Source organism: Streptomyces sp. NPDC126499, assembly GCF_040302485.1.
Taxonomy (GTDB): Bacteria; Actinomycetota; Actinomycetes; order Streptomycetales; family Streptomycetaceae; genus Streptomyces.
In genome coordinates this window covers 222590-245109 of record NZ_JBEOUO010000010.1, presented here as the reverse complement: position 1 = coordinate 245109, position 22520 = coordinate 222590, and the positions used below count along the sequence as shown (strand labels likewise).

The following is a 22520-nucleotide window of genomic DNA, read 5'->3' as shown; positions in this document are numbered from 1 at the left end:
CGGACCGGCGGAGATCGCCGTACGCTGGCGACCATGTCGACCCATGCCAAGCGTGAACGGCTTCTGCTCGCCGATCTGTTGGAGGCGGCCGGTCCGGACGCCCCGACGCTCTGCGAGGGGTGGCGGACCCGGGACCTGGCGGCCCATGTGGTGGTGCGGGAGCGCCGCCCGGACGCGGCGGCCGGCACCCTCGTGCCGGTGCCCGCCCTGAAGGCGCGCCTCGACCGGGTGCAGGAGGAGTTCGCCGGGAAGCCGTACGAGGAGCTGATCCAGCTCATCCGTACGGGTCCGCCGCGGCTGTCCCCGTTCACGATCAAGCAGGTGGACGAGGGGGCGAACGTCGTCGAGTTCTACGTCCACGCGGAGGACGTGCGCCGGGCCCAGCCGGACTGGTCGCCGCGCGAGCTCGACCCGGTCTTCGCCGACACCCTGTGGTCCCGTCTGGAGAAGTCGGCCCGGCTGCTCGGCCGCAAGGCGCCGGTGGGGCTCGTGCTGCGCCGCCCGAACGGCCAGACGGTGGTGGCGCACCGCGGCACCCCGGTGGTGACGGTGTCCGGGGAGCCGGGCGAGCTGACGATGTTCCTCTTCGGGCGCCAGGACGCGGCCAAGGTGGAGCTGGACGGCGAGCCGGAGGCCGTGGAGCGGCTGCACACGGCGAAGCAGCTGGGGATCTGAAGCGGGCGGAGCGACGAGTCCGGCGGATCGGTGGTCCTGCGGATCCAACCATCCAAGGGGCTAGGAGCTGTCTCATTGGTCGGCACGGAGGCGATACGAACCACAGGCGAGATGGGGTGAATCGGTGGCGATGGCAAGCCTTTCGGTGCGCCCCACCAGGCCGTGCAGTGCTTGAGGCAGAGATCCAACGGTCGGCAGTGTCCACGGAGACAACGGGCGTGTAGCGTCGTGATCATGAAACCGTTAAGCGGCAGCATCACTGACCAGGCGCCGGCTGATCCGGCCGCCACAGACGACATGTTGGCCAGCCAACCCATCGGCTATTGGGCCGGCCTCGTCCACGAGACTGTGACGCGGCGTCTGCGTGACGCCATGGCCAGGATCGATGTCACCCAGCCGCAGTACTGGGTACTCAACCGAGTGACTGGCGGCCCCACGGCACCCAGCCGTGAAGAGGTGATCACCCAGCTGACCCCCCTTGCGGGCGGACAGCACGAGATCCCTCGGGTCATCGACCAGTTGCTCCACCGCGGCTGGCTAAGTATCGACGCCGGACAGAACCTGCACCTCACCGATGCAGGCGAGGCTGCCAGAATCCGGCTGCGCGGACTGGCTACAGAGCTGCGCGCGGAGGTCCACAAGGGCATCAGCGACGAGGAGTACGTGGCCGCGCTCAAGGTGCTGCGCACGATGATCGCCAACACCGAGGAGGATGGCACCTCCTAGCTACTTCGTTGCAGCTTCGTCAACTGCGGGTCCAGATCAGAATGGCGGCGAGGTGGAGGGCAGCCTGGTAAGCAATGGCAGGCTTGTCCGTCCGCATGGCGAGGCCGCGCCACTGCTTGAGCCGGGCGATGCACCGCTCGACGGCGTTGCGCTCCTTATATGTCTCGGCGTCGAAGGCGGGCGGGCGGCCTCCGGCGCGACCTCGCCGCAGTCGATGGCCGATCTGGTCGGCGGGCTGCGGGATGACCGCACGGATGCCGCGTCGCCGGAGGTGCCCCCACGAATCGCGCGGGAAGAGTAAGCGCGATCCGCAAGGACGACCGCAGGGCGGGTTCTTGGCCTGCCGAGTCCGCTCCGCGGGATCCGGACTCCGGCCATGACCGCCTCGAAGGCCGGTGCGTCACCGGCCTGCCCCGCGGTGACGTGGATGGACAGAGGCCGTGCCCGGCTGTCACTGGCCAAGTGGACCTTCGTGCTCAATCAACCGCGGGAACGTCCGAGCGCGTGGTCCTCGGGCTCGGACCGGCCGGGCGCCCCTTTTTCCTTGCCCCCGCCGGATGTGGGGGAGCCCGGCAGACGGTGGAGTCCACCGAGACGGTCCAGCCGACGTCGTCATCGGCATCCGCCGCTGCAAGGACCGCCGCGAGGACCCGTGCCCAGGTGCCGTCCATGGCCCATCTGATCAGGCGTTTGTGCGCGGTCTGAAAGGGTCCGAGCTCTTGTGGCAGGTCGCGCCAGGGTGAGCAGGTGCGGTACTTCCAGGCGATGGCCTCCAGGGTTCGGCGGTGATCTGCCCACCGCCGACCGCGGACCGGATCGGCCGGCATCAGCGGCTCGATCCGGTCCCCCATCGCATCAGTGATCACTAATCGGACAGGCACATCCGATCAACTGATCAACCCATCAAGGAGACACGCTCTAGCGGGGCAGCTCGGCCCGCCGTACGGCGGTGACCGCGAGGCTGTAGATCCCGGACAGGGCGCAGACCGCCGCGCTGACCACGTACACCGGGCCCACGCCCCACAGCTCGATCGCCGCGCCCGTGAGCGGGAAGCTGAGCGGGGCGAGGCCGAGCGAGCAAAGGCCGGAGACGGCGGTGACGCGGCCGAGGTAGGCGGGGTCGCACTCGGTCTGGAGGAGTGCGTTGCACAGCGCGCCGGAGAGTCCGGCGAGCAGGCCGATGGACACGGCGACGGCGACGGCCGCGGGCAGCAGCGGTGTGAAGGCGAGGGCGCCGATGGAGACGGCTCCCACGGTCATGGTCCAGCCGCTGACGGCTCCCGCGCGCGGGACGCGTCCCGCCACGGTGAGGAGCAGCGAGGCCGCGCCCGCGCCCGTACCGAAGCCGGCGAGGACCCAGCCGATGCCGGAGGCGCCCCAGCCGCGCTGCTCGGCCAGGACGGCGAGGCCGACGTTGAGCGGGCCGACGAAGCCGAGGTCGCTGAGCAGTACGACGACCATGAGTGGGCCGAGGACGCGGTGGCCGCGCAGATAGCGCAGTCCGTCGGCGAGGTCGCGCAGGGCGGTTCCGGGGCGGCCCCGGTCCTCGGTCGGCAGCGGGCGGAGGCGGAGCCCGTACAGCAGCGGTACGGAGAGCGCGAAGAGCAGACCGGCGGCACCGAAGGCCGTGGCGGGGCCGCCGACGGCGACGGCGAGGCCGCCGAGCGGGGCGCCGAGGACGGCGCCGCAGCGGTACGCGATGCCGCGCATGCCCTGCACGCGCGCGAGCTGGTCGCGTTCGGCGATACGGGGCGGCAGGGCGCCCACTGCGGGCAGGAAGAGGGCGTCGACGACGCCGAAGACGAGGGCGACGGCGGCGAGTACCCACAGGCCGGGCGCGGCTACGTAGAGGGTCGTGGCGAGGCCGAGGACGACCAGGCAGCGGACGGTGTCGGAGACGATGACGACCCGGCGGGGCTCGAAGCGGTCGGCGACCACTCCCCCGCCGAGCATGAGCAGGGCGCGCGGCACGGCGCTGACGGCGAGGACGAGTCCGGCCTGGGCGGCGCTGCCGTTGCTGACCGCGGCCCAGGAGAGGGCGAGGTGGTAGACGCTGTCGCCGAGCGTGGAGGCGGTGAAGGCGCCGGCCCAGCGCAGCACCTGGGGGTCGCGGTGGGCGGGGCGGGCGGCGCCGGCGGGCCGGGCGGCCGGCAGGGTGTCGGTCATACGCGGTAGGGGAAGCCGTGGAGGTGGACGGCGACGTTCTCGCGGCCCTCGGTGTCGCCGGCGGCCTCGGCGGTGCGGGCGGCCTGGTCGTACTTCCTGACGACGGCGTCGAGCTCCGCGCCGAGGGCGGCGAGTTCGGCGGCGGTGAGCCGGGGCAACCATTCCGAGCTGATGGACGCGGTGCGCCACTCGTCGGACCAGGTGTGCGCTTCGTCGAGGTAGCGGCGGTGCATCTCGATCCGCTGCTCGTTGACGGTACGGCCGAAGGCGCTGCCGGCGGCGACGAGTTCGGGAGCGTCGCGGATGTCCTCGTCGTGGATGGCGAAGCCGTAGGAGCTGGGGCGCCACCAGCGCTCGCGGCCGTCGGCGGACTGGGGCTCGGCCTCCTCGATCAGGCCGTGGTCGGCGAGCTTGCGCAGGTGGTAGCTGACGAGCGAGACCGCCTCGTCGACCTGCTCGGCGAGCTGGGACGCGGTGGCGGTGCGGGCCACGAAGAGGGTGCGGTAGAGGCGCATGCGCAGCGGGTGCGAGATGGCCTTGAGGGTGCCGAGATCGGTGATGCGGCGGGATTCGGCCGAGGTCATGGTCTCGACCGTAGATACGAAAGAAAAGTTGCGCAACACAAATTGCGCAATTGATCCTGCGCGTCGGTCGGGAGGGCGGGCACGAAGAAGGGCCCCCGAAGGGGCCCCTCACGAAGCGGAAGACGCCTCAGCGGACCTCGTGGCCCGCTTCCCGCAGCGTCTGCTTGACCTCGCCGATGCGCAGATCGCCGAAGTGGAACACGGAGGCGGCGAGCACCGCGTCCGCGCCCGCCTCGATCGCCGGCGGGAAGTCGGCGAGCCTGCCCGCACCGCCGGACGCGATCACCGGCACGGTCACGTGCTTGCGCACGGCCGCGATCATCTCGGTGTCGTAGCCGTCCTTGGTGCCGTCCGCGTCCATCGAGTTGAGCAGGATCTCCCCGGCGCCCAGCTCGGCGGCCCGGTGGGCCCACTCGACGGCGTCGATGCCGGTGCCCTTGCGGCCGCCGTGCGTCGTCACCTCGAAGGAGCGGGACGGGGTGCGGCGGGCGTCCACGGACAGGACGAGGACCTGGCGGCCGAAGCGCTCGGCGATCTCCTGGATCAGCTCGGGGCGGGCGATGGCGGCCGTGTTCACGCCCACCTTGTCGGCCCCGGCCCGCAGCAGCCGGTCGACGTCGTCGGCCGACCGCACACCGCCGCCGACGGTGAGCGGGATGAAGACCTGTTCGGCGGTGCGGCGCACCACGTCGTAGGTGGTCTCCCGGTTGCCGGAGGAGGCGGTGATGTCGAGGAAGGTCAGCTCGTCGGCGCCCTCGGCGTCGTACAGCTTGGCCATCTCGACCGGGTCGCCGGCGTCCCTGAGGTTCTGGAAGTTGACGCCCTTGACCACCCGGCCGTTGTCCACGTCCAGGCAGGGGATCACCCGTACGGCGAGGCTCATCGGGCCTCCTCCCCTCGGTACGCCTCCACCTCGACCTCGACGACCAGGCGCGGGTCGACGAAGCCGGAGACGATGATCATCGACGCGGCCGGACGGACGGCGTCGAACAGCTCCTTGTGGGCACGGCCGACCTCTTCGACGTCACGCGCGTGCGTGATGTACATGCGCGTGCGCACGACGTGCTCGGCGCCCAGGCCCAGCTGCTTGAGGGCGTCGAAGGCCACGTTGAAGGAGTTCACGGCCTGCTCGTACGGCCCGCCGTCGGCGATCTGGCCGCCGATCACGGAGGTGCAGCCGGAGACCAGGACGGTCCCGTTCGGCAGCTCGACCGCGCGGGAGTAGCCGAACTGCTCCTCCCAGGGGGCGCCCGTCACGACCTTGCGTACAAAGTCGCTCATGCGGCGGCCACCGCCTTCAGGGCGTCCTCCAGGGTGAACGCCTTCGCGTACAGCGCCTTGCCGACGATGGCGCCCTCGACGCCCAGCGGCACGAGCCCGGCGAGGGCGCGCAGGTCGTCCAGGGAGGACACGCCGCCGGAGGCGACGACGGGCTTGTCGGTGGCCGCGCAGACGTTCTTCAGGAGCTCCAGGTTGGGGCCCTGGAGGGTGCCGTCCTTGGCGATGTCCGTGACGACGTAGCGGGCGCAGCCCTCGGAGTCGAGGCGGGCGAGCGTCTCGTAGAGGTCGCCGCCGTCGCGGGTCCAGCCGCGACCCTTCAGGGTGGTGCCGCGCACGTCGAGGCCGACGGCGATCTTGTCGCCGTGCTCGGCGATGACCTTGGCGACCCACTCGGGGGTCTCCAGGGCGGCGGTGCCCAGGTTGACCCGGGTGCAGCCGGTGGCGAGGGCGGCGGCGAGCGAGGCGTCGTCGCGGATGCCGCCGGACAGCTCGACCTTGATGTCCATGGCGCGGGTGACCTCGCGGACCAGCTCCCGGTTGTCGCCAGTGCCGAAGGCGGCGTCCAGGTCGACCAGGTGCAGCCACTCGGCGCCGGAGCGCTGCCAGGCGAGGGCGGCCTCCAGCGGGGAGCCGTAGGAGGTCTCGGTGCCGGACTCGCCGTGCACGAGGCGGACGGCCTGGCCGTCGCGGACGTCGACGGCCGGGAGCAGTTCAAGCGTGCGGGACATCAAAGCGTTCCGATCCAGTTGGTGAGGAGCTGGGCGCCGGCGTCACCGGACTTCTCCGGGTGGAACTGGGTCGCCCACAGGGCGCCGTTCTCGACCGCGGCGACGAACGGCTCGCCGTGGGTGGCCCAGGTGACCTTGGGGGCGCGGAGGTTGGGGTTGCCGATCTCCAGGGTCCAGTCGCGCACCGCGTAGGAGTGCACGAAGTAGAACCGGGCGTCGGCGTCCAGGCCGGCGAACAGCTCGCTGTCGGCGGGCGCGTCGACCGTGTTCCAGCCCATGTGGGGCACGACGGGGGCGTTCAGCGGCTCGACCGTGCCGGGCCACTCGTCGAGGCCCTCGGTCTCCACGCCGTGCTCGATGCCCCGGGCGAAGAGGATCTGCATGCCGACGCAGATGCCCATGACGGGGCGGCCGCCGGAAAGGCGGCGGCCGACGATCCAGTCGCCGCGGGCCTCCTTGAGTCCCTGCATGCAGGCGGAGAAGGCACCGACGCCGGGGACGAGGAGTCCGTCGGCGTTCATCGCCTTCTCGTAGTCGCGGGTGATCTCGACGTCGGCGCCGACCCGGGCGAGGGCGCGCTCGGCGGAGCGGACGTTGCCGAAGCCGTAGTCGAAGACGACGACCTTCTTCGGTGCGGCCGCGCTCATGACCACACCTCCAGACGCAGGACGCCGGCCGACAGGCACATGGCGGCGCCGATGGCGAGCAGCACGATCAGGCCCTTGGGCATCTGCTGTTTGACGAAGGAGTAGATGCCGCCGAGCAGGAAGAGCCCGACGACGATGAGGACGGTGGAGAGTCCGTTCACGGTTACAGCGCGCCCTTCGTCGAGGGGAGGATGCCGGCGGCGCGCGGGTCTCGCTCGGAGGCGTAGCGCAGGGCGCGGGCGAGGGCCTTGAACTGGCACTCGACGATGTGGTGCGCGTTGCGCCCGTAGGGCACGTGCACGTGCAGGGCGATCTGCGCCTGGGCGACGAAGGACTCCAGGATGTGCCGGGTCATCGTCGTGTCGTAGGAGCCGATCATCGGCGCCATGTTCTCGGGCTCGGTGTGCACCAGGTAGGGGCGGCCGGAGAGGTCGACGGTGACCTGGGCGAGCGACTCGTCGAGGGGGACGGTGCAGTTGCCGAAGCGGTAGATGCCGACCTTGTCGCCGAGGGCCTGCTTGAAGGCGGCGCCCAGCGCGAGGGCGGTGTCCTCGATCGTGTGGTGCGAGTCGATGTGGAGGTCGCCGTCGGTCTTCACGGTGAGGTCGAACAGACCGTGCCGGCCGAGCTGGTCGAGCATGTGGTCGTAGAAGCCGACCCCGGTCGACACGTCGACCTTTCCGGTGCCGTCGAGGTCGATCTCGACGACGACGGAGGTCTCCTTGGTGGTGCGCTCAACGCGGCCTACGCGGCTCATGCGTTCTGCTCCTTCTTCAGCTCACGAACCGCGTCGAGGAACGCGTCGTTCTCTTCGGGGGTGCCGGCGGTGACCCGCAGCCAGCCCGGTACGCCGTTGTCCCGGACCAGGACGCCCCGGTCGAGGATCTTCCGCCATGCCTCGTGGGAGCCGCGGGCTCCGTCGAAGCGGCCGAACTGGACGAAGTTGGCGTCGGACTCGGTGACCTCGTAGCCGATGGCGCGCAGCTCGGCGACCAGGCGGTCGCGTTCGGCCTTGAGCTGCTCGACGTACCCGAGGAGGGTGTCGGTGTGCTCCAGGGCGGCGAGCGCGGTGGCCTGGGTGACGGCGGAGAGGTGGTACGGGAGGCGGACCAGCTGCACGGCGTCGACGACGGCCCGGTGGGCGGCCAGGTAGCCCAGGCGCAGTCCGGCGGCGCCGAAGGCCTTGGACATGGTCCGGGAGATCACCAGGTTCGGGCGGCCCTCGATGAGGGGCAGCAGCGAATCCCGGTGGCTGAACTCGACGTACGCCTCGTCGACGACGACCAGCGAGGGCCTGGCGGCCTGGGCGGCCTCGTACAGCGCGAGGACGGTGTCGGCCTCGACGGCGGTGCCGGTGGGGTTGTTGGGGGAGGTGACGAAGACGACGTGGGGCGCGTGCTCGGCGATGGCCCGCTCGGCCGCCGCGACGTCCAGACCGAAGTCCTCCTTGCGCGGACCGGAGATCCAGCCGGTGCCGGTGCCGCGGGCGATGAGGGCGTGCATCGAGTACGAGGGCTCGAAGCCGATCGCGGTGCGGCCGGGGCCGCCGAAGGTCTGCAGCAGCTGCTGGAGGACCTCGTTGGAGCCGTTGGCGGCCCACACGTTCTCGGCGGAGACCGGGTGCTTTCCGGTACGGGTGAGGTAGCGGGCGAGCTCGGTGCGCAGCTCGACCGCGTCCCGGTCGGGGTAGCGGTTGAGGCCGCGGGCGGCCTCGGCGACCCGCTCCGCGATCCGGGCCACGAGGGGCTCGGGCAGCGGGTAGGGGCTCTCGTTGGTGTTCAGCTGGACGGGGACGTCGAGCTGCGGCGCGCCGTAGGGGGACTTGCCCTTCAGCTCGTCGCGGATCGGGAGGTCGTCGATCCGGAGGGAGTCGTTCGAGGTCACTTGCTTTCCGGCACCTTCCATCCGAACCGCGCCTTGATCGCGGCGCCGTGCGCGGGCAGGTCCTCCGCCTCGGCGAGGGTGACCACGTGGTGGGCGACCTCGGCGAGCGCGTCGCGCGTGTAGTCCACGATGTGGACGCCGCGCAGGAAGGACTGGACGGACAGGCCCGAGGAGTGGCAGGCGCAGCCGCCGGTGGGCAGCACGTGGTTGGAGCCGGCGCAGTAGTCGCCGAGGGAGACCGGCGACCAGGGGCCGACGAAGATCGCGCCCGCGTTGCGGACCCGGTCGGCGACGGCTGCGGCGTCGGCGGTCTGGATCTCCAGGTGCTCGGCGCCGTAGGCGTCGACCACGCGCAGGCCCTCGTCGAGGCCGTCGACCAGGACGATCGCGGACTGCTTGCCGGAGAGCGCGGGGGCGATCCGGTCGTCGACGTGCTTGGCGGCGGCGACCTGGGTGGTGAGCTCGGCCTCGACGGCCTCGGCGAGCTCCTCGGAGTCGGTGACGAGGACGGCGGCGGCGAGCGGGTCGTGCTCGGCCTGGCTGATCAGGTCGGACGCGACGTGCACGGGGTCGGCGGTGGAGTCGGCGAGGACCGCGATCTCGGTCGGGCCGGCCTCGGTGTCGATGCCGATGCGGCCGGTGAAGTAGCGCTTGGCGGCGGCGACCCAGATGTTGCCGGGGCCGGTCACCATGTTCGCCGGGGCGCAGGTCTCGGTGCCGTACGCGAACATCGCGACGGCCTGGGCGCCGCCCACGGCGTACACCTCGTCAACGCCGAGGAGGGCGCAGGCGGCGAGGATCGTCGGGTGCGGCAGGCCGCCGTGCTCCTTCTGCGGCGGGGAGGCGAGGGCGACGGAGGTGACGCCCGCCTCCTGCGCCGGGACCGCGTTCATGATCACGGAGGAGGGGTAGACGGAGCGGCCGCCGGGCGCGTAGAGGCCCACGCGCTCGACCGGGATCCACTTCTCCGTCACGGTGCCGCCGGGGACGACCTGGGTGGTGTGGGTGCCGCGGCGCTGGGCGGCGTGCACGAGCCGGGCCCGGCGGATGGACTCCTCCAGGCCGGCCCGGACGGCCGGGTCGAGCTCGGCGAGGGCCCGCTCCAGGGCCGCGGCCGGCACCCGGACCTGGTCGAGGCGCACTCCGTCGAATTTCTCCGCGTAGTCGATCAGCGCCGCGTCGCCCCGATGATGCACGTCCTCGCAGATCGGCCGCACCTTCTCCAGGGCGGCTTCCACGTCGAACTCGGCACGGGGCAGCAGGTCACGCAGGGCGGAACCCTCGGGGAGGGCGTCGCCGCGCAGATCGATTCGAGAGATCACGGGTCAATTCTCTCAGACGGCCGAGAACGCCCGTCGCCCGTATCACTGGCTGATACGGGCCACTCTGGCGTCTTGTCGCCACTCCTGACCGTTAGCGTTCAGTCCGTCACTCAGCGGGAAGAACGGCTGTACGAATCCGGGATACGGAATCGTGGGAAGCGAGGGGGCGGCAGTGACCGAGCCGCGCGAGGACGACGGGATGCCCGAGGGCCTGACCGGGCCGGAGCGGGAGATGTGGCGGGCGTTCCGGGTCGGGGACAGCTGCGATCTGCGGGAGGGGGTGGCGGAGCGGGACGATCCGTTCGCGGTGGGGACGGCCTGGGGCGCGGAGCGCAGCGTGCGGGCCGAGATCGTGGCCCTGCTGCTGCTGGACGGGCCGCCGGCGCGGTCCGGGCGCGTCGCCGCGCTCAAGCTGCGCGGGGCGCGGATCACGGGGGTGCTCAATCTGGCGGGCGGCACGATAGGGCCTTATGTGGAGATGAACGGCTGCCGCTTCGACGGCGAGGTGGTGCTGCCGGAGGCCCACTTCGGCACGCTGCGGATGGTCGAGTGTCTGATACCCCGTCTGGAGGCGGCGCGACTGCACACGGAGGGCGACCTCCATCTGCCGCGCTGCCGGGTCGAGCGGGGCATCCGGCTCACCGACGCCCAGATCGGCACCGATCTGCTGATCAACCAGATCCGGGTGTGGCCGGACCGGCGCGGCCGGGCGATCACGGCGGACGGGCTCTCCGTCGCCCAGGACCTCCAGGCCGAGCTGATCGAGACGTACGGGGAGCTGAGCCTGCGCGGGGCGAAGGTGGGCGTCTCGCTCAGCCTGCGCGGCAGCGTGCTGCGCGGCGCCCAGCAGCGCCGCGCGCTGAACGCGCCGCAGCTGACCGTGGAGCGCACCCTCTATCTGAACGCGGCGTGGGTGTACGAGCCGTCGGGGCAGGCGACGGCCACCCCGCCGTACGGGGTGACGCCGGCCCAGGGCGCCCGGCGCAAGCCGGTCGAGTGCCACGGCGGGGTGCGCCTGGACGACGGCCGCTTCGGCGACTCGGTGGACCTGCAGTACGCCCGGTTCCTGCTCGACGGCTCGCGCCGGGAGGAGGTGTCGCTGCGCCGGATCGTGACCCCGGAGCTGCGGTTCAACAGCGAGCGCCCCGAGGAGGGCCGGGTGGTGCTCAACGGGGCGAAGGTGGTGACGCTGATCGACCTGTCCACCAGCTGGCCGGGTCCGGGCGGCCTCGCGATGAACGGCTTCATCTACGAAACCCTGGTGCCGTACGGGCACTTCCCGCTGGCCCGGCGTCTGGAGTGGGTGGCGGCGGCCACCCCGGAGTACGCGCCGGAGCCGTACGAGCGGCTGGCGGCGGTGCTGCGCAGCAGCGGGGAGGACGCGGACGCCCGCGAGGTGCTGCTCGCCAAGCAGCGGCGGCGGCGCGAGACGCTGCCCCTGGCCGGCAAGCTGTGGGGCTACCTCCAGGACCTGGCGGTCGCCTACGGCTACCGGCCGGGCCGGGCGCTGCTGTGGATGGCGGTCCTGTGGGCGGCGGGCGCGGTGGCGTTCTCGCGCTACGACCCGGAGCCGCTGAAGCCCGGCGAGTCCCCGAACTGGAACGCGACGCTGTACGCCCTCGACCTGCTGCTGCCGGTGATCGATCTCGGCCAGGTCGGCTACTGGCGGCTGAAGGGGTTCTGGCAGTGGGCGTCGACCGCGCTGATCCTGCTCGGCTGGGTGCTCGCCACGACGGTCGCGGCGGGCGCCTCGCGGCTGCTGAGACGCGGATGACCTCGACAGGACGGTCGGACCGGGGTCGCGTCAGGCACCGGTCCACCCCTTTCTTTACGCTGTCTTGACTCCTGTCAGCACAACCTTCCGGCCCCCACCAAAGCTTCACAGCGCCCCACTGGCGCCGCCCTCACCTGCGGTTTTGAATGTTTCGCACGATGTCACTGCTCCGCGCCCTGATCGGCACCGCCCGCTTGGTCCGGCACGGCCCGCGCCTTGCCGCCGGGCTGGCCCCGGACGACGACGTGCTGCTCGACGCGCCCGACGAGCGGCTCGCGCCGGCGCTCGTCGCCGCCGCGCTCGCCGACCCGGAGCCGGCCGCCAAGCTACTCGCCACCACCCGGGACGCCGCCCAGTGGGAGGACCGGGACCGCTATGTGAACCGGCTGAGCGCCTTCGCGTACCGCAGGGACGACTGGCTCGGCCACTGGCTCGCGGCGGCGCCGCACGACCCCGACGCCCTGCTCGTCAAGGCCCAGCTGGCGGTCCGCAGGGCGTGGGAGTCGCCGGCCAGGGCCGAGCGGCTGCGCGAGCTCGGGCCGCTGATCGACGCGGCGACCGAGGCGGCCCCGCGCGATCCGGTGCCGTGGCGCCTCGCCCTGGACCACGCGCGCGGCACCCACGCCGGGCACACCGCCTTCGAGGCGCTGTGGGAGCAGGCGGTGCGGCGTGCCCCGAACCACTACGGCAGCCATGTGGCCGCCCTGAAGTACCTGTCGGCGCAGTGGTACGGCTCGCACCGCGAGTGCTTCGACTTCGCCGAGCAGGCCGCCGAGGACGCGCTGCCCGACTCGCTGGTGCAGGCGCTGCCGGTGCGGGCGGCCTTCTCGCAGCTGCTCTCCGGCCCCGCGCCGGGGCAGGGGGTGGGCGGCGAGCGGATCGACGCGGCGGCGGACCGCGCGCTGGCGCTGTCGGCCGCGTACCCGGCGGGCGACCTGGGCTCGGCGGAGGTGCGCAACCTCCTGGTCCACGTCCTGGTGGAGCGGGGCCGCTGGCACGACGCCCTCGCCGAGTTCGGGCGGATCGGGCCGCAGGCGACCACGTTCCCGTGGACGCTGGTGGCCGAGGACCCGCTGCGCGGTTTCCTGGACGCGCGCGCCGGCGCCGTACGCCAGGTGGCCCGCCGCACGCCGCTGCGCGCCGGACCCGGAAGGGACGCGGGGACGGGCGACGGAGGCCGGTCCGGCGGCCATTAGGCTTGACCGCTGTGACCACCGCCCGTCTGCCTCTGTTCCCGCTCAACACGGTGCTGTTCCCGGGCCTCGTGCTGCCCTTGAACGTCTTCGAGGAGCGTTATCGCGCCATGATGCGCGCGCTGCTCCAGACGGACGAGTCCGAGCCGCGGCGCTTCGCCGTCGTGGCGATCCGCGACGGACGGGAGGTCGCGCCGACGGCCCCGGGCCTGCCCGACCAGACGGCGCTGCCGGAGAAGGGCCCCGCGGCCGGTTTCGGCCCGGACCCCATCCAGGCCTTCCACCGGGTCGGCTGCGTCGCGGACGCCGCGTCGATCCGGGAGCGCGCGAACGGCGGGTTCGAGGTGATGGCCACCGGCACGACCCGGGTGAAGCTGCTGTCCGTCGACGCGAGCGGCCCGTTCCTGACGGCCGAGGTCGAGGAGATCCCGGAGGAGCAGGGCGACGAGGCGGGCACCCTCGCCGAGGGCGTGCTGCGCGCCTTCCGCGCCTACCAGAAGCGCCTCGCGGGCGCCCGCGAGCGCTCCCTCACCACCAGCGAGCTGCCGGACGACCCCTCGGTCGTGTCGTACCTGGTCGCCGCCGCCGCGGTCCTCGACATCCCGGCCAAGCAGCGGCTGCTGCAGGCTCCGGACACGGCGACGCGGCTGCGGGAGGAACTGACGCTGCTGCGCTCGGAGACGGCGGTCCTGCGGCATCTGCCGTCCCTGCCGGCGGTGGAGCTGACCCGCGCCCCGACCAGCCCGAACTGACCGTCCGAGGAGAGCCCCCGTGGCGAAGAAGCAGAAGAAGCCCAGCGGCGGCACCCCGGCGACGGTGGCCCTGACCACCGCCGGCACGCCCTTCACGCTCCACGCGTACGACCACGACCCGTCGACGCCCTCCTACGGCGAGGAGGCGGCCGAGGCCCTCGGCGTCTCCCCCGACCGGGTCTTCAAGACCCTCGTCGCGGACGTGGACGGCGAGCTCACCGTGGCCGTGGTCCCGGTCGCCGGGCAGCTCGATCTGAAGGCCCTGGCCTCGGCCGTCGGCGGCAAGAAGGCGGCCATGGCCGACCCGGCGGCGGCGGAGCGGACCACCGGCTATGTCCGCGGCGGCATCTCGCCGCTGGGTCAGCGCAGGCGTCTGCGCACGGTCCTGGACTCCTCGGCCTCGGCCCACGAGACCATCTGCGTCTCGGCGGGCCGCCGGGGCCTGGAGGTCGAACTGGCGCCGCGGGACCTGGCGGCCCTCACGGACGCGGTCCTGGCCCCGATCGGCCGCGGCTGAGACGACGGACGGCCGGCGACGGCGGACGCGGGGGCCGAACGGCGGACCGGCCCCCGGCTCCCTTGCGGGTCAGACCTGGGTGCTCGGCATCGGCGGCCACGGCCCGTCCTCGGGCTCCGGGTCGCGCGGCCCGAAGACGGCCGTCAGGGCGAGGTGGACGATCATCGCGGCGACCGGCCAGGCCAGCACCGCCGCGGCCGCCATGTGCAGCTCCAGCGGCGCCTCGAAGAAGACGTTGGGCCCGACCGCCTTGGCGTGGGCGACGACGTCGCGCTCCGGGCCGAGCCAGCTGCCCGTCCCCCACCCGAGCAGCGAGCCGAGCACGCCGCCGACGGCGAGGCCCAGGACGAGGGCGATGCCGCCGTGGCGGTGGATCAGGAAGACCAGGGCCGCGGCCAGGGCGCCGAAGCCGAGACCGAGCAGGACAAACGTTCCGTCCATCCCGATCGCCGCCTCGCCCTCGCCGTCGCGCAGGAAGACCGCCTTGCCGTCGGAGACCAGCACGACCCGGGGCGCGAGCCACAGCCACAGCAGTCCGAGCAGGGCTCCGGCCACCGCCGAGACGACGGTCACGACGGCGGCCTGCCGCAGCTCGGTGGCCGTGCCGGGCCCGCCGTCCGGGCCCGGGAGCGCCGGGTCGGGCGCGGGCCAGGCGGAGTCGTGCGGTGGCGGCTGGTGCGGCGGAGTCAGAGGTGCGGTCACGACGCCATCGTGCCAGGTGCGGCCGTGTGCCGCCTCAGCGGACCGGCAGGATCACGGCGGACCGGCGACGGACCCGCGGCCGGCCGTCAGCGGACCGCCGCCCTCCGGTACGCCCACGTCGCCACCGCCAGCGAGACGACGCCCACCGCCCCGCACACCGCGAGGTCCAGGCAGACCGCCGTCCAGTCGGGCCGGGTGTCGAAGGTACGGGCCAGGGCCTCGACCCCGTACGTGGAGGGCAGCAGGTCCCGGGCCCAGCCGATGGGGCCGGGCAGCCGGTCGGCGGGGAGCACGCCGAGCAGCAGCGCCGCCGACATGCCGAGCTGGCCGAGGAGCGTGGCGAGCTCCTGCCGGGGCGCGAGCAGGCCGAGTGCCGCGCCGAGCCCGGCGAGGGCCGCCCCGGACAACGGCACGACGGCCGCGAGGATCCACAGGTGCCCGAGCGGCAGCCCGAACAGCACCGAGCCGATCACCGCGGTCACGACGGTGCCGGGCACGGTGAACGAGGCGTACGCCCCGGCGGCGCCCAGCACCACCGCGGCGGGCGGCACGGGCAGGGTGGCGTAGTGGTCGAGTCCGCCGCCGGCCCGCAGCTGCCCGAAGTACTGGGCGAGCAGGTTGAGCGCGACGAAGGCGACGACGAGGACGGACGAGCCGGCGACGACGGCCCGCGCCTCCGCGCCGCCGTCGACGACGCCCCGCATCAGGACCATGATCCCGACGGACTGGAAGGTCGCCACGAACAGCAGCGGGATGCGGGAGACCCGGGCCCGGGACAGCTGGGCGCGGTAGACCGCGGCGAGTGCCGGGAACAGCCGGGCGCGCGGGGCGAGGGGCGCGGCGCCCGCCAGGGCGTCGTCGCGGACCGGGTCGCCGACGTCGGCGACCCTCAGGGCCTCGGCGGGCGGGGTGCTCAACTCGTCCAGCTCCTGGTGTTCGACCGGCTCCTGACGTCCGGCACGTCGTCCGACTCGTCCATCTCGTCCCACGTGTCCCACTCGGCGTCCCGCGCGTGGATCATGCCTTCACCAGCCCCCGGGTCTGTCCGCCCAGCGCCAGGTACACGTCCTCCAGGCTCGGGGTCGCCAGCGTGAAGTCGTCGAGGGCCGCGAAGGCGGCGCCTCCCGTGACCGCCGCGACGGCGGCCCGGGCCTCGTCGGGGGCGAGCCGGAGCACCCAGCGGCGGCCGGACTCCTCGGCGGAGGCGCGCAGCGCGGCGACCTCGGGGACGTCGAGGGGGGCCCGCTCGCGCCAGACGAGCTCGACCCGTACCTCTCCGGCGACCCGCTCCTTGAGTCCGGCGGGGGTGTCGCAGGCGATGACACGGCCGCGGTCGAGGACGGCGACCCGGTCGAGGACGGTCTCGGCCTCGATGACGTTGTGGGTGACGAGCAGCACGGTGGTGCCGTGCTCGGCGCGCCGCCGGTCGACGGCGGCCCACACGGCCCGGCGGGCGACGGGGTCCATGCCGGTGGTGGGTTCGTCGAGGACGAGGACGGGCCGTTCGCCGACGAGGGCGGTGGCGACGCAGGCGAGCCGGCGCTGACCGCCGGAGAGCTTCTTCAGGGGCCGGGCGGCGAGCTCGGTCAGGCCGAGTTCGTCGAGGACGGCGTGGCACGCGGCGCGGGCCTCCCGGGCGCCGAGGCCGCGCAGCCGGCCGGTGGTCTCGGCGGCGAGGGACACGGTCAGCTCGTCGAGGGCGGTGGACTCCTGCCCGAGGTAGGCGAGGAGCCGGGCGGCGCGTTCGGGGTGGCGCACGAGGTCGTGGCCGAGGAGGTGGACGGTGCCGGAGTCGGGGCGCATGAGCCCGGTGAGCTGGCGGACCAGGGTGGACTTGCCGGCGCCGTTGGGTCCGAGCAGGCCGAAGATCTCGCCGCCGCGCACATCGAGGCTGATCCCGTCGGTGGCCCGCACCTCGGGGGTGGCGGGGGCGCCGCGTCTGCCGCGTGTGGCGGGGTACGTCTTGACCAGGTCCCGCACCACGCACACCGTACTCACGAGGGATGAGCCTACGGGGTCCCCCGGCTCTCCTCGGGCGCGGGGGCGTGTTGGGCGGCGGCGTGGACGTCGATCTCGCGCCAGAATCCGGCCCGGATCGCGTAGCGGTCGTGCTCGTCGATCTGGTCGTCCTTGTGCGCGAGCAGGCCGAAGCGGGCGGCGTAGCGGAGCAGCTCGCCGTCGATGCGGTGCGGGATGCGCGGGTACATGCCGGCGAGTTTGGGGATGTGTCCCGGTTCGGGGAGCCGGTCGAGCCAGCGGCGGGCGAAGACCTGGCCGACCTCGTAGGGGTCACCGCCGACGGTGGTGATGTCCTCCTCGCGGTCGGCCCAGCGCTGTTCGGCGCTGGTGAGCTGGGCGAGGGTGGGCAGGGAGGCGGTCTCGGGGGGTTCGCCGAGGGCGGCCGGGGGCCGGTCGATCCAGCCCTTGTCGGAGGACCAGCGCAGGGTGGCGTTCGCGGGGTGCGGGTGGGTGGCGGGGGCGGCGGGGCCGCGCAGGGCGGCGAGGTCCTTGGGGGTGGGGACGTTCCTGGCGTGCGCGGGCGCGGAGGCGCTTGTGCCGTCGGCCGGTTCGTCCGTGCGGGGGGCGGACGCCGGGGCGGCGGTGGCGGTGGTGTCCCGGTGGGAGTTCTCGCGAGGGTCGTGGGGGGCGCCGTTGTGGGCGCTGTTGTGGCCGGCGGCGGCCGCGGCGGCCCGTTCCGCGGAGGCGGCGAGGGCCGACTCGGGCAGGGGCGCCGAGAGGATCGCGGCGATCTCGGGGCGGGGCGCGGGCGGCGGGGCGCACAGGCCCGTGAGGTCCTTGGCGCGGACGGCCCGGGTGATCCAGGTCCGGTCGAGGACGCGGCGCTCGTCGGCCTCGGCGACGAGGTCCTCGGACTGGTTGTAGTCGCCGTCGGCGGCCTGGACGGCCCACAGGTGGACGGCGACGCCGTGTTCCTTGGCGGACATGAGGCCGGGCAGCAGATCGCCGTCGCCGGTGACGAGGACGATGTCGGAGCAGGCGCGGTTTCTGGCCAGTTCGGTCAGCTCGGTGTGCATGGCGGCGTCGACGCCCTTCTGGGCCCAGCGCCCTTCGCTCCGGGTGAGGGCGCCGAGCCGGACGGTGACCCGGGGCATGACGCGGAGTCTGCGGTGTTCGGGCTGGGGCACGCGGTCGGGGGCGCCGTCGAACCAGTAGATCCGCAGCAGCGGCTGCTGGGTGTCGGCCTCGGCGCGTTCGCGCAGCTGCTGGATGAGCGCGGCGTGGTCGACGGTGATCCGGGAGCGGGCCGGCTCCCCGGCGAGGAGGCTGGCGGCGGCGCCCAGCAGATAGCCGGCGTCCACCAGGACGACGCATCGGTCCACGTGTTCCACCCTCTTTCGGGAACCTCGTCGGCTCTTTCGGAACCTCTTCGGGAACCTCGGGATCGGAAGTGCTCGGGTTTCCCCGAGTCTGCCCGACCCGGCGGTGCTTGCGGTCCGGAACTGGATCATCGGCGTGGCGGATCTCACGCCGGGACGGCCCTCACCGTCCGTAATGATCCAAAATGCGACGCTTCCTGCCGTGTGTGAGTCTGACAGCGGCCCTGGCCCCCAGACCCCCACGAGGAGGCATCATCACCATGGCCAAGAACCGTAAGCAGGACCGCAGTCAGCGCGCCTCGCAGGCCGAGCGCGGCCAGCAGCAGGCCCAGCAGTCGTCGCTGGAGTCCCAGGCCGAGCACCGCGCCGCCCAGGTGACCCCGGGCGACATGGCACGCAAGGGTCGTCAGAAGCGCTTCGGCCACAACTGACGCGACCCATGGCAAAGGGGCGCGCCCGTGACGACGGGCGCGCCCCTTGCGCGTGCGCGCCGGGCCAAAGGGCCCGGGTGGACTCGGCGGTCCGGCGGCCGGGTCAGCCGGCCAGGCAGGAGGGTCCGAGGAGGACCTTGAGGTCGCCGAAGAGGGCGGGGTCGGGCTGGACGCGGTGCCGGTCGAGCCGCAGCACGGTGGTCGAGCGCGGTCCCTGGAGCTTGATGCGGACCTCGGTGTTGCCCTTGTGGTGCTGGAGGATCTCGCCGAGCCGGCTGATCATCGGCGGGGTGACCTTGACCGTCGGGATGGTGAGGACGACCGGCGCGTTGGTGCCCGCGTTGGACAGGTCCGGGACCATCAGCTCCATGGCGACGAGCCGGGGGACGTCCTCGCGCTTGTCGAGGCGGCCCTTGACGAAGACGACGGCGTCCTCGACCAGCTGGGTGGAGACCAGCTGGTAGGTGGCGGGGAAGAACATGCACTCGATGGAGCCGGCCAGGTCCTCGACGGTGGCGATCGCCCAGGCGTTGCCCTGCTTGGTCATCTTCCGCTGGAGGCCGGAGATGATGCCGCCGATGGTGACGACCGCGCCGTCGGCGTGCTCGCCGCCGGTGAGCTGGGAGATGCCGGCGTCGGTCTTGTCGGACAGGACGTGTTCGAGGCCGAAGAGCGGGTGGTCGGAGACGTAGAGGCCGAGCATCTCGCGCTCCTGGGCGAGCAGGTAGGACTTCTCCCACTCGACGTCGGAGAACTCCACGTCGAGACCGAAGCCGGGCTCGCTGCTGTCCTCGTCGCCCATCCCGCCGAAGAGGTCGAACTGTCCCTCGGCCTCCTTGCGCTTGACCGCGACCACGGTGTCGATCATGGGCTCGTGCTGGGCGACCAGGCCCTTGCGGGTGTGGCCCATGGTGTCGAAGGCGCCGGCCTTGATCAGCGACTCGACGGTCCGCTTGTTGCAGACGACCGCCTCGACCTTGTCGAGGAAGTCGGGGAAGGAGCTGTACTTCCCCTTGCTCTTGCGGGTCTTGATGATCGACTCGACGACGTTGGCGCCGACGTTGCGGACGGCGGTGAGGCCGAAGAGGATCACGTCGTCGCCCTGGGCGGCGAAGTTGGCCTCGGACTCGTTGACGTTCGGCGGGAGCACCTTGATGCCCATGCGGCGGCACTCGTTCAGGTAGACGGCGGACTTGTCCTTGTCGTCCTTGACCGAGGTGAGCAGCGCCGCCATGTACTCGGCGGGGTGGTTCGCCTTGAGGTACGCGGTCCAGTAGGAGACCAGGCCGTACGCGGCGGAGTGGGCCTTGTTGAAGGCGTAGCCGGCGAAGGGGACCAGGACGTCCCAGAGCGCCTGGATGGCCTCGTCGCTGTAGCCGTTCTTCTTGGCGCCGGCCTGGAAGATGGTGAAGTTCTTCGCCAGCTCGTCGGGCTTCTTCTTGCCCATGACGCGGCGGAGGATGTCGGCCTCGCCGAGCGAGTAGCCGGCGATGATCTGGGCGGCCTTCTGCACCTGCTCCTGGTAGACGATCAGGCCGTAGGTGACGTCCAGGACCTCCTTGAGCGGCTCCTCCAGCTCGGGGTGGATCGGGGTGATCTCCTGCTGGCCGTTCTTGCGCAGCGCGTAGTTCGTGTGCGAGTTCATGCCCATCGGGCCCGGCCGGTAGAGCGCGGACACGGCGGAGATGTCTTCGAAGTTGTCCGGCTTCATCAGCCGGAGCAGGGAGCGCATGGGGCCGCCGTCGAACTGGAACACGCCGAGGGTGTCGCCGCGCTGGAGCAGTTCGAAGGTCGTGGGGTCGTCGAGCGGGAGGGCGAGGAGATCGATGTCGATCCCCTTGTTGGACTTCACCATCTTGACGGCGTCGTCCATGATCGTCAGGTTGCGCAGGCCGAGGAAGTCCATCTTGAGCAGGCCGAGCGACTCGCAGCTCGGGTAGTCCCACTGGGTGATGGTGACGCCGTCGGTGTGCCTGACCCAGACGGGTACGTGCTCGGTGATGGTCTCGCTGGACATGATCACGCCGGCGGCGTGCACGCCCATCTGGCGGACCAGGCCCTCGACGCCCTTGGCGGTGTCGATGACCTTCTTGACGTCCGGCTCGTTCTCGTACATCGCCCGGACCTCGCCCGCCTCGCTGTAGCGGGGGTGGGAGGGGTTGGTGATGCCGTCGAGGTCGATGCCCTTGCCGAGGACGTCGGCGGGCATGGCCTTGGTGATCCGGTCGCCCATGGCGTACGGGTAGCCGAGGACGCGGGCGGAGTCCTTGATCGCGTTCTTGGCCTTGATCTTTCCGTACGTGCCGATCATGGCGACCTTGTCGGCGCCGTACTTCTCGGTCACGTACCGGATCACCTCGACGCGCCGGCGCTCGTCGAAGTCGATGTCGACGTCGGGCATGGAGATGCGCTCGGGGTTGAGGAAGCGCTCGAAGATCAGGCCGTGCGGGATCGGGTCGAGGTCGGTGATGCCGAGGGCGTACGCGACGATGGAACCGGCCGCGGAGCCTCGGCCGGGGCCGACGGCGATGCCCTGCTTCTTCGCCCACATGATGAAGTCGGCGACGACGAGGAAGTAGCCGGGGAAGCCCATCGAGATGATGGTGTCCATCTCGTACTCGACCTGCCGCATGCGGTCCTCGGGGATGCCGTCCGGGAAGCGGCGGTGCATGCCCCGCATGGTCTCCTCGCGGAACCAGCTGACCTCGGTGTAGCCCTCGGGGATGTCGAACTTCGGCATGAGGTTCTTGGCCTCGAACATGCCGTCGGTGCTGACCTGCTCCGCGACCAGGAGCGTGTTGCGGCAGCCCTCCTGCCAGGCGTCCGAGGAGTCGATGGCGTACATCTCCTCCGTGGACTTCAGGTAGTAGCCGGTGCCGTCGAACTTGAAGCGGTCCGGGTCGGAGAGGTTCTTGCCGGTCTGGATGCAGAGCAGGGCGTCGTGGGCCGTGGCCTCGTGGGCGTAGGTGTAGTGCGAGTCGTTGGTGACCAGCGGCGGGATGCCGAGCTTCTTGCCGATCTCCAGGAGCCCGTCGCGGACCCGGCGCTCGATCTCGATGCCGTGGTCCATCAGCTCCAGGAAGTAGCGGTCCTTGCCGAAGATGTCCTGGTATTCGGAGGCCGACTTCAGGGCCTCGTCGAACTGGCCGAGGCGCAGCCGGGTCTGCAGCTCGCCGGAGGGGCAGCCGGTGGAGGCGATCAGGCCCTCCGACCACTTGGAGATGGTCTCCTTGTCCATACGCGGCCACTTCTGGAGCCAGCCCTCGGCGTAGGCGTCGGAGGAGAGCCGGAAGAGGTTGTGCAGACCGGTGACGTTCGCCGCCCAGATCGTCTTGTGGGTGTAACCACCCGAACCCGAGACGTCGTCCTTCTTCTGGTGCGGCTGGCCCCACTGGATCTTCCGCTTGTTGCGGCGGGACTCCGGGGCGACATAGGCCTCGATGCCGATGATCGGGGTCACGCCGGCCTTCTTCGCGGAGTGGAAGAAGTCGTAGGCCCCGTGGAGGTTGCCGTGGTCGGACATGGCGATATGGGTCATGCCCATCTCGTTGCACGCGTTGAACATGTCCTTGAGCCGCGCGGCACCGTCCAGCAGGGAGTACTGGGTGTGGACGTGGAGGTGCGTGAAGGGCGGCTTGGTCACGGGGGATGCCTCCGAACGGATTCCTGGGGGGACAGCGTGGAAGTCTACGTCGCTCGGCCGACAGAGACCGGGCACGGAGCGGTACCGTCGCGCGTTGGGAGACAGGGAACACCTGTCCCATTTGTCATGCACCTATTTTGAGCCATGGCTCGCCCGC

General features: G+C 72.0%; 22 protein-coding genes and 1 pseudogene. 7 read left to right on the top strand and 16 right to left on the bottom strand.

The window, feature by feature from the left end:
• The first annotated feature begins 33 nt into the window (after positions 1-33).
• Positions 34-675 (top strand): TIGR03085 family metal-binding protein, encoded by a 642-nt coding sequence (locus tag ABTZ91_RS17790; protein ID WP_352078089.1) that lies wholly within the window; start codon positions 34-36, stop codon positions 673-675.
• Between the two features lie 234 nt (positions 676-909).
• On the top strand, positions 910-1401 hold the full coding sequence (locus ABTZ91_RS17785) for a MarR family winged helix-turn-helix transcriptional regulator (protein ID WP_352078088.1): 492 nt from the start codon (positions 910-912) through the stop codon (positions 1399-1401).
• Positions 1402-1420: 19 nt separating this feature from the next.
• Here the strand turns inward: ABTZ91_RS17785 and ABTZ91_RS17780 are convergent.
• From ABTZ91_RS17780 to hisD, 11 genes and pseudogenes are all read right to left on the bottom strand, one after another.
• Positions 1421-2282: pseudogene (locus ABTZ91_RS17780) on the bottom strand (IS5 family transposase).
• Between the two features lie 37 nt (positions 2283-2319).
• Positions 2320-3567 carry an MFS transporter gene (locus tag ABTZ91_RS17775; RefSeq protein ID WP_352078087.1) on the bottom strand — a complete coding sequence of 416 codons (1248 nt, stop codon included), beginning with the start codon at positions 3565-3567 and terminating at the stop codon, positions 2320-2322.
• A complete protein-coding gene (locus ABTZ91_RS17770; RefSeq protein ID WP_352078086.1) occupies positions 3564-4151 on the bottom strand; it encodes a helix-turn-helix domain-containing protein in 588 nt (195 codons plus the stop codon). Before ABTZ91_RS17770 ends, ABTZ91_RS17775 begins: the two co-directional genes overlap by 4 nt.
• A 127-nt stretch (positions 4152-4278) precedes the next feature.
• Positions 4279-5034, bottom strand: coding sequence for an imidazole glycerol phosphate synthase subunit HisF (hisF, locus tag ABTZ91_RS17765; RefSeq protein WP_352078085.1), 756 nt, complete (start codon positions 5032-5034; stop codon positions 4279-4281).
• Complete coding sequence (locus ABTZ91_RS17760) at positions 5031-5432, bottom strand: RidA family protein (RefSeq protein WP_352078084.1); 402 nt, start codon at positions 5430-5432, stop codon at positions 5031-5033. The genes hisF and ABTZ91_RS17760 overlap by 4 nt, the downstream gene beginning before the upstream one ends.
• Complete coding sequence (gene priA / locus ABTZ91_RS17755; RefSeq protein ID WP_352078083.1) at positions 5429-6160, bottom strand: bifunctional 1-(5-phosphoribosyl)-5-((5-phosphoribosylamino)methylideneamino)imidazole-4-carboxamide isomerase/phosphoribosylanthranilate isomerase PriA; 732 nt, start codon at positions 6158-6160, stop codon at positions 5429-5431. Before priA ends, ABTZ91_RS17760 begins: the two co-directional genes overlap by 4 nt.
• On the bottom strand, positions 6160-6807 hold the full coding sequence (gene hisH, locus ABTZ91_RS17750) for an imidazole glycerol phosphate synthase subunit HisH (protein ID WP_352078082.1): 648 nt from the start codon (positions 6805-6807) through the stop codon (positions 6160-6162). Before hisH ends, priA begins: the two co-directional genes overlap by 1 nt.
• Positions 6804-6968, bottom strand: coding sequence for a hypothetical protein (locus ABTZ91_RS17745; protein ID WP_352078081.1), 165 nt, complete (start codon positions 6966-6968; stop codon positions 6804-6806). Before ABTZ91_RS17745 ends, hisH begins: the two co-directional genes overlap by 4 nt.
• Before the next feature lie 2 nt (positions 6969-6970).
• The gene (gene hisB, locus ABTZ91_RS17740; protein ID WP_030492957.1) at positions 6971-7564 is read right to left on the bottom strand and encodes an imidazoleglycerol-phosphate dehydratase HisB; all 594 of its coding nucleotides are present in this window, start codon (positions 7562-7564) and stop codon (positions 6971-6973) included.
• Complete coding sequence (locus ABTZ91_RS17735) at positions 7561-8691, bottom strand: histidinol-phosphate transaminase (RefSeq protein WP_352078080.1); 1131 nt, start codon at positions 8689-8691, stop codon at positions 7561-7563. Before ABTZ91_RS17735 ends, hisB begins: the two co-directional genes overlap by 4 nt.
• Positions 8688-10013, bottom strand: coding sequence for a histidinol dehydrogenase (gene hisD, locus ABTZ91_RS17730; protein WP_352078079.1), 1326 nt, complete (start codon positions 10011-10013; stop codon positions 8688-8690). Before hisD ends, ABTZ91_RS17735 begins: the two co-directional genes overlap by 4 nt.
• Before the next feature lie 172 nt (positions 10014-10185).
• On the opposite strand from hisD, the gene ABTZ91_RS17725 reads away from it, so the two are divergent.
• From ABTZ91_RS17725 to ybaK, 4 genes are all read left to right on the top strand, one after another.
• Positions 10186-11787 (top strand): oxidoreductase, encoded by a 1602-nt coding sequence (locus tag ABTZ91_RS17725; protein WP_352078078.1) that lies wholly within the window; start codon positions 10186-10188, stop codon positions 11785-11787.
• A 146-nt stretch (positions 11788-11933) separates the two neighbouring features.
• Positions 11934-12983 (top strand): hypothetical protein, encoded by a 1050-nt coding sequence (locus tag ABTZ91_RS17720; RefSeq protein WP_352078077.1) that lies wholly within the window; start codon positions 11934-11936, stop codon positions 12981-12983.
• Between the two features lie 11 nt (positions 12984-12994).
• Positions 12995-13732, top strand: coding sequence for an LON peptidase substrate-binding domain-containing protein (locus ABTZ91_RS17715; protein ID WP_345489277.1), 738 nt, complete (start codon positions 12995-12997; stop codon positions 13730-13732).
• 19 nt (positions 13733-13751) lie between these two features.
• Entirely contained in the window at positions 13752-14249 is a 498-nt protein-coding gene (gene ybaK / locus ABTZ91_RS17710) for a Cys-tRNA(Pro) deacylase (protein ID WP_352078076.1), read from the top strand.
• A 69-nt stretch (positions 14250-14318) separates the two neighbouring features.
• On the opposite strand, the gene ABTZ91_RS17705 is transcribed toward ybaK, so the two are convergent.
• The 4 genes from ABTZ91_RS17705 to ABTZ91_RS17690 form a co-directional block, all read right to left on the bottom strand.
• Complete coding sequence (locus ABTZ91_RS17705; protein WP_352078075.1) at positions 14319-14951, bottom strand: DUF2567 domain-containing protein; 633 nt, start codon at positions 14949-14951, stop codon at positions 14319-14321.
• A gap of 86 nt (positions 14952-15037) precedes the next feature.
• A complete protein-coding gene (locus ABTZ91_RS17700) occupies positions 15038-15844 on the bottom strand; it encodes an ABC transporter permease (RefSeq protein WP_407077972.1) in 807 nt (268 codons plus the stop codon).
• A gap of 124 nt (positions 15845-15968) precedes the next feature.
• A complete protein-coding gene (locus ABTZ91_RS17695; RefSeq protein ID WP_352078150.1) occupies positions 15969-16940 on the bottom strand; it encodes an ABC transporter ATP-binding protein in 972 nt (323 codons plus the stop codon).
• 20 nt (positions 16941-16960) lie between these two features.
• Positions 16961-18301, bottom strand: coding sequence for an NYN domain-containing protein (locus ABTZ91_RS17690; protein WP_352078074.1), 1341 nt, complete (start codon positions 18299-18301; stop codon positions 16961-16963).
• A gap of 248 nt (positions 18302-18549) precedes the next feature.
• On the opposite strand from ABTZ91_RS17690, the gene ABTZ91_RS17685 reads away from it, so the two are divergent.
• The gene (locus ABTZ91_RS17685; protein WP_352078073.1) at positions 18550-18720 is read left to right on the top strand and encodes a hypothetical protein; all 171 of its coding nucleotides are present in this window, start codon (positions 18550-18552) and stop codon (positions 18718-18720) included.
• 103 nt (positions 18721-18823) lie between these two features.
• On the opposite strand, the gene dnaE is transcribed toward ABTZ91_RS17685, so the two are convergent.
• Positions 18824-22363, bottom strand: coding sequence for a DNA polymerase III subunit alpha (gene dnaE / locus ABTZ91_RS17680; protein WP_352078072.1), 3540 nt, complete (start codon positions 22361-22363; stop codon positions 18824-18826).
• Between the last annotated feature and the right edge of the window lie 157 nt (positions 22364-22520).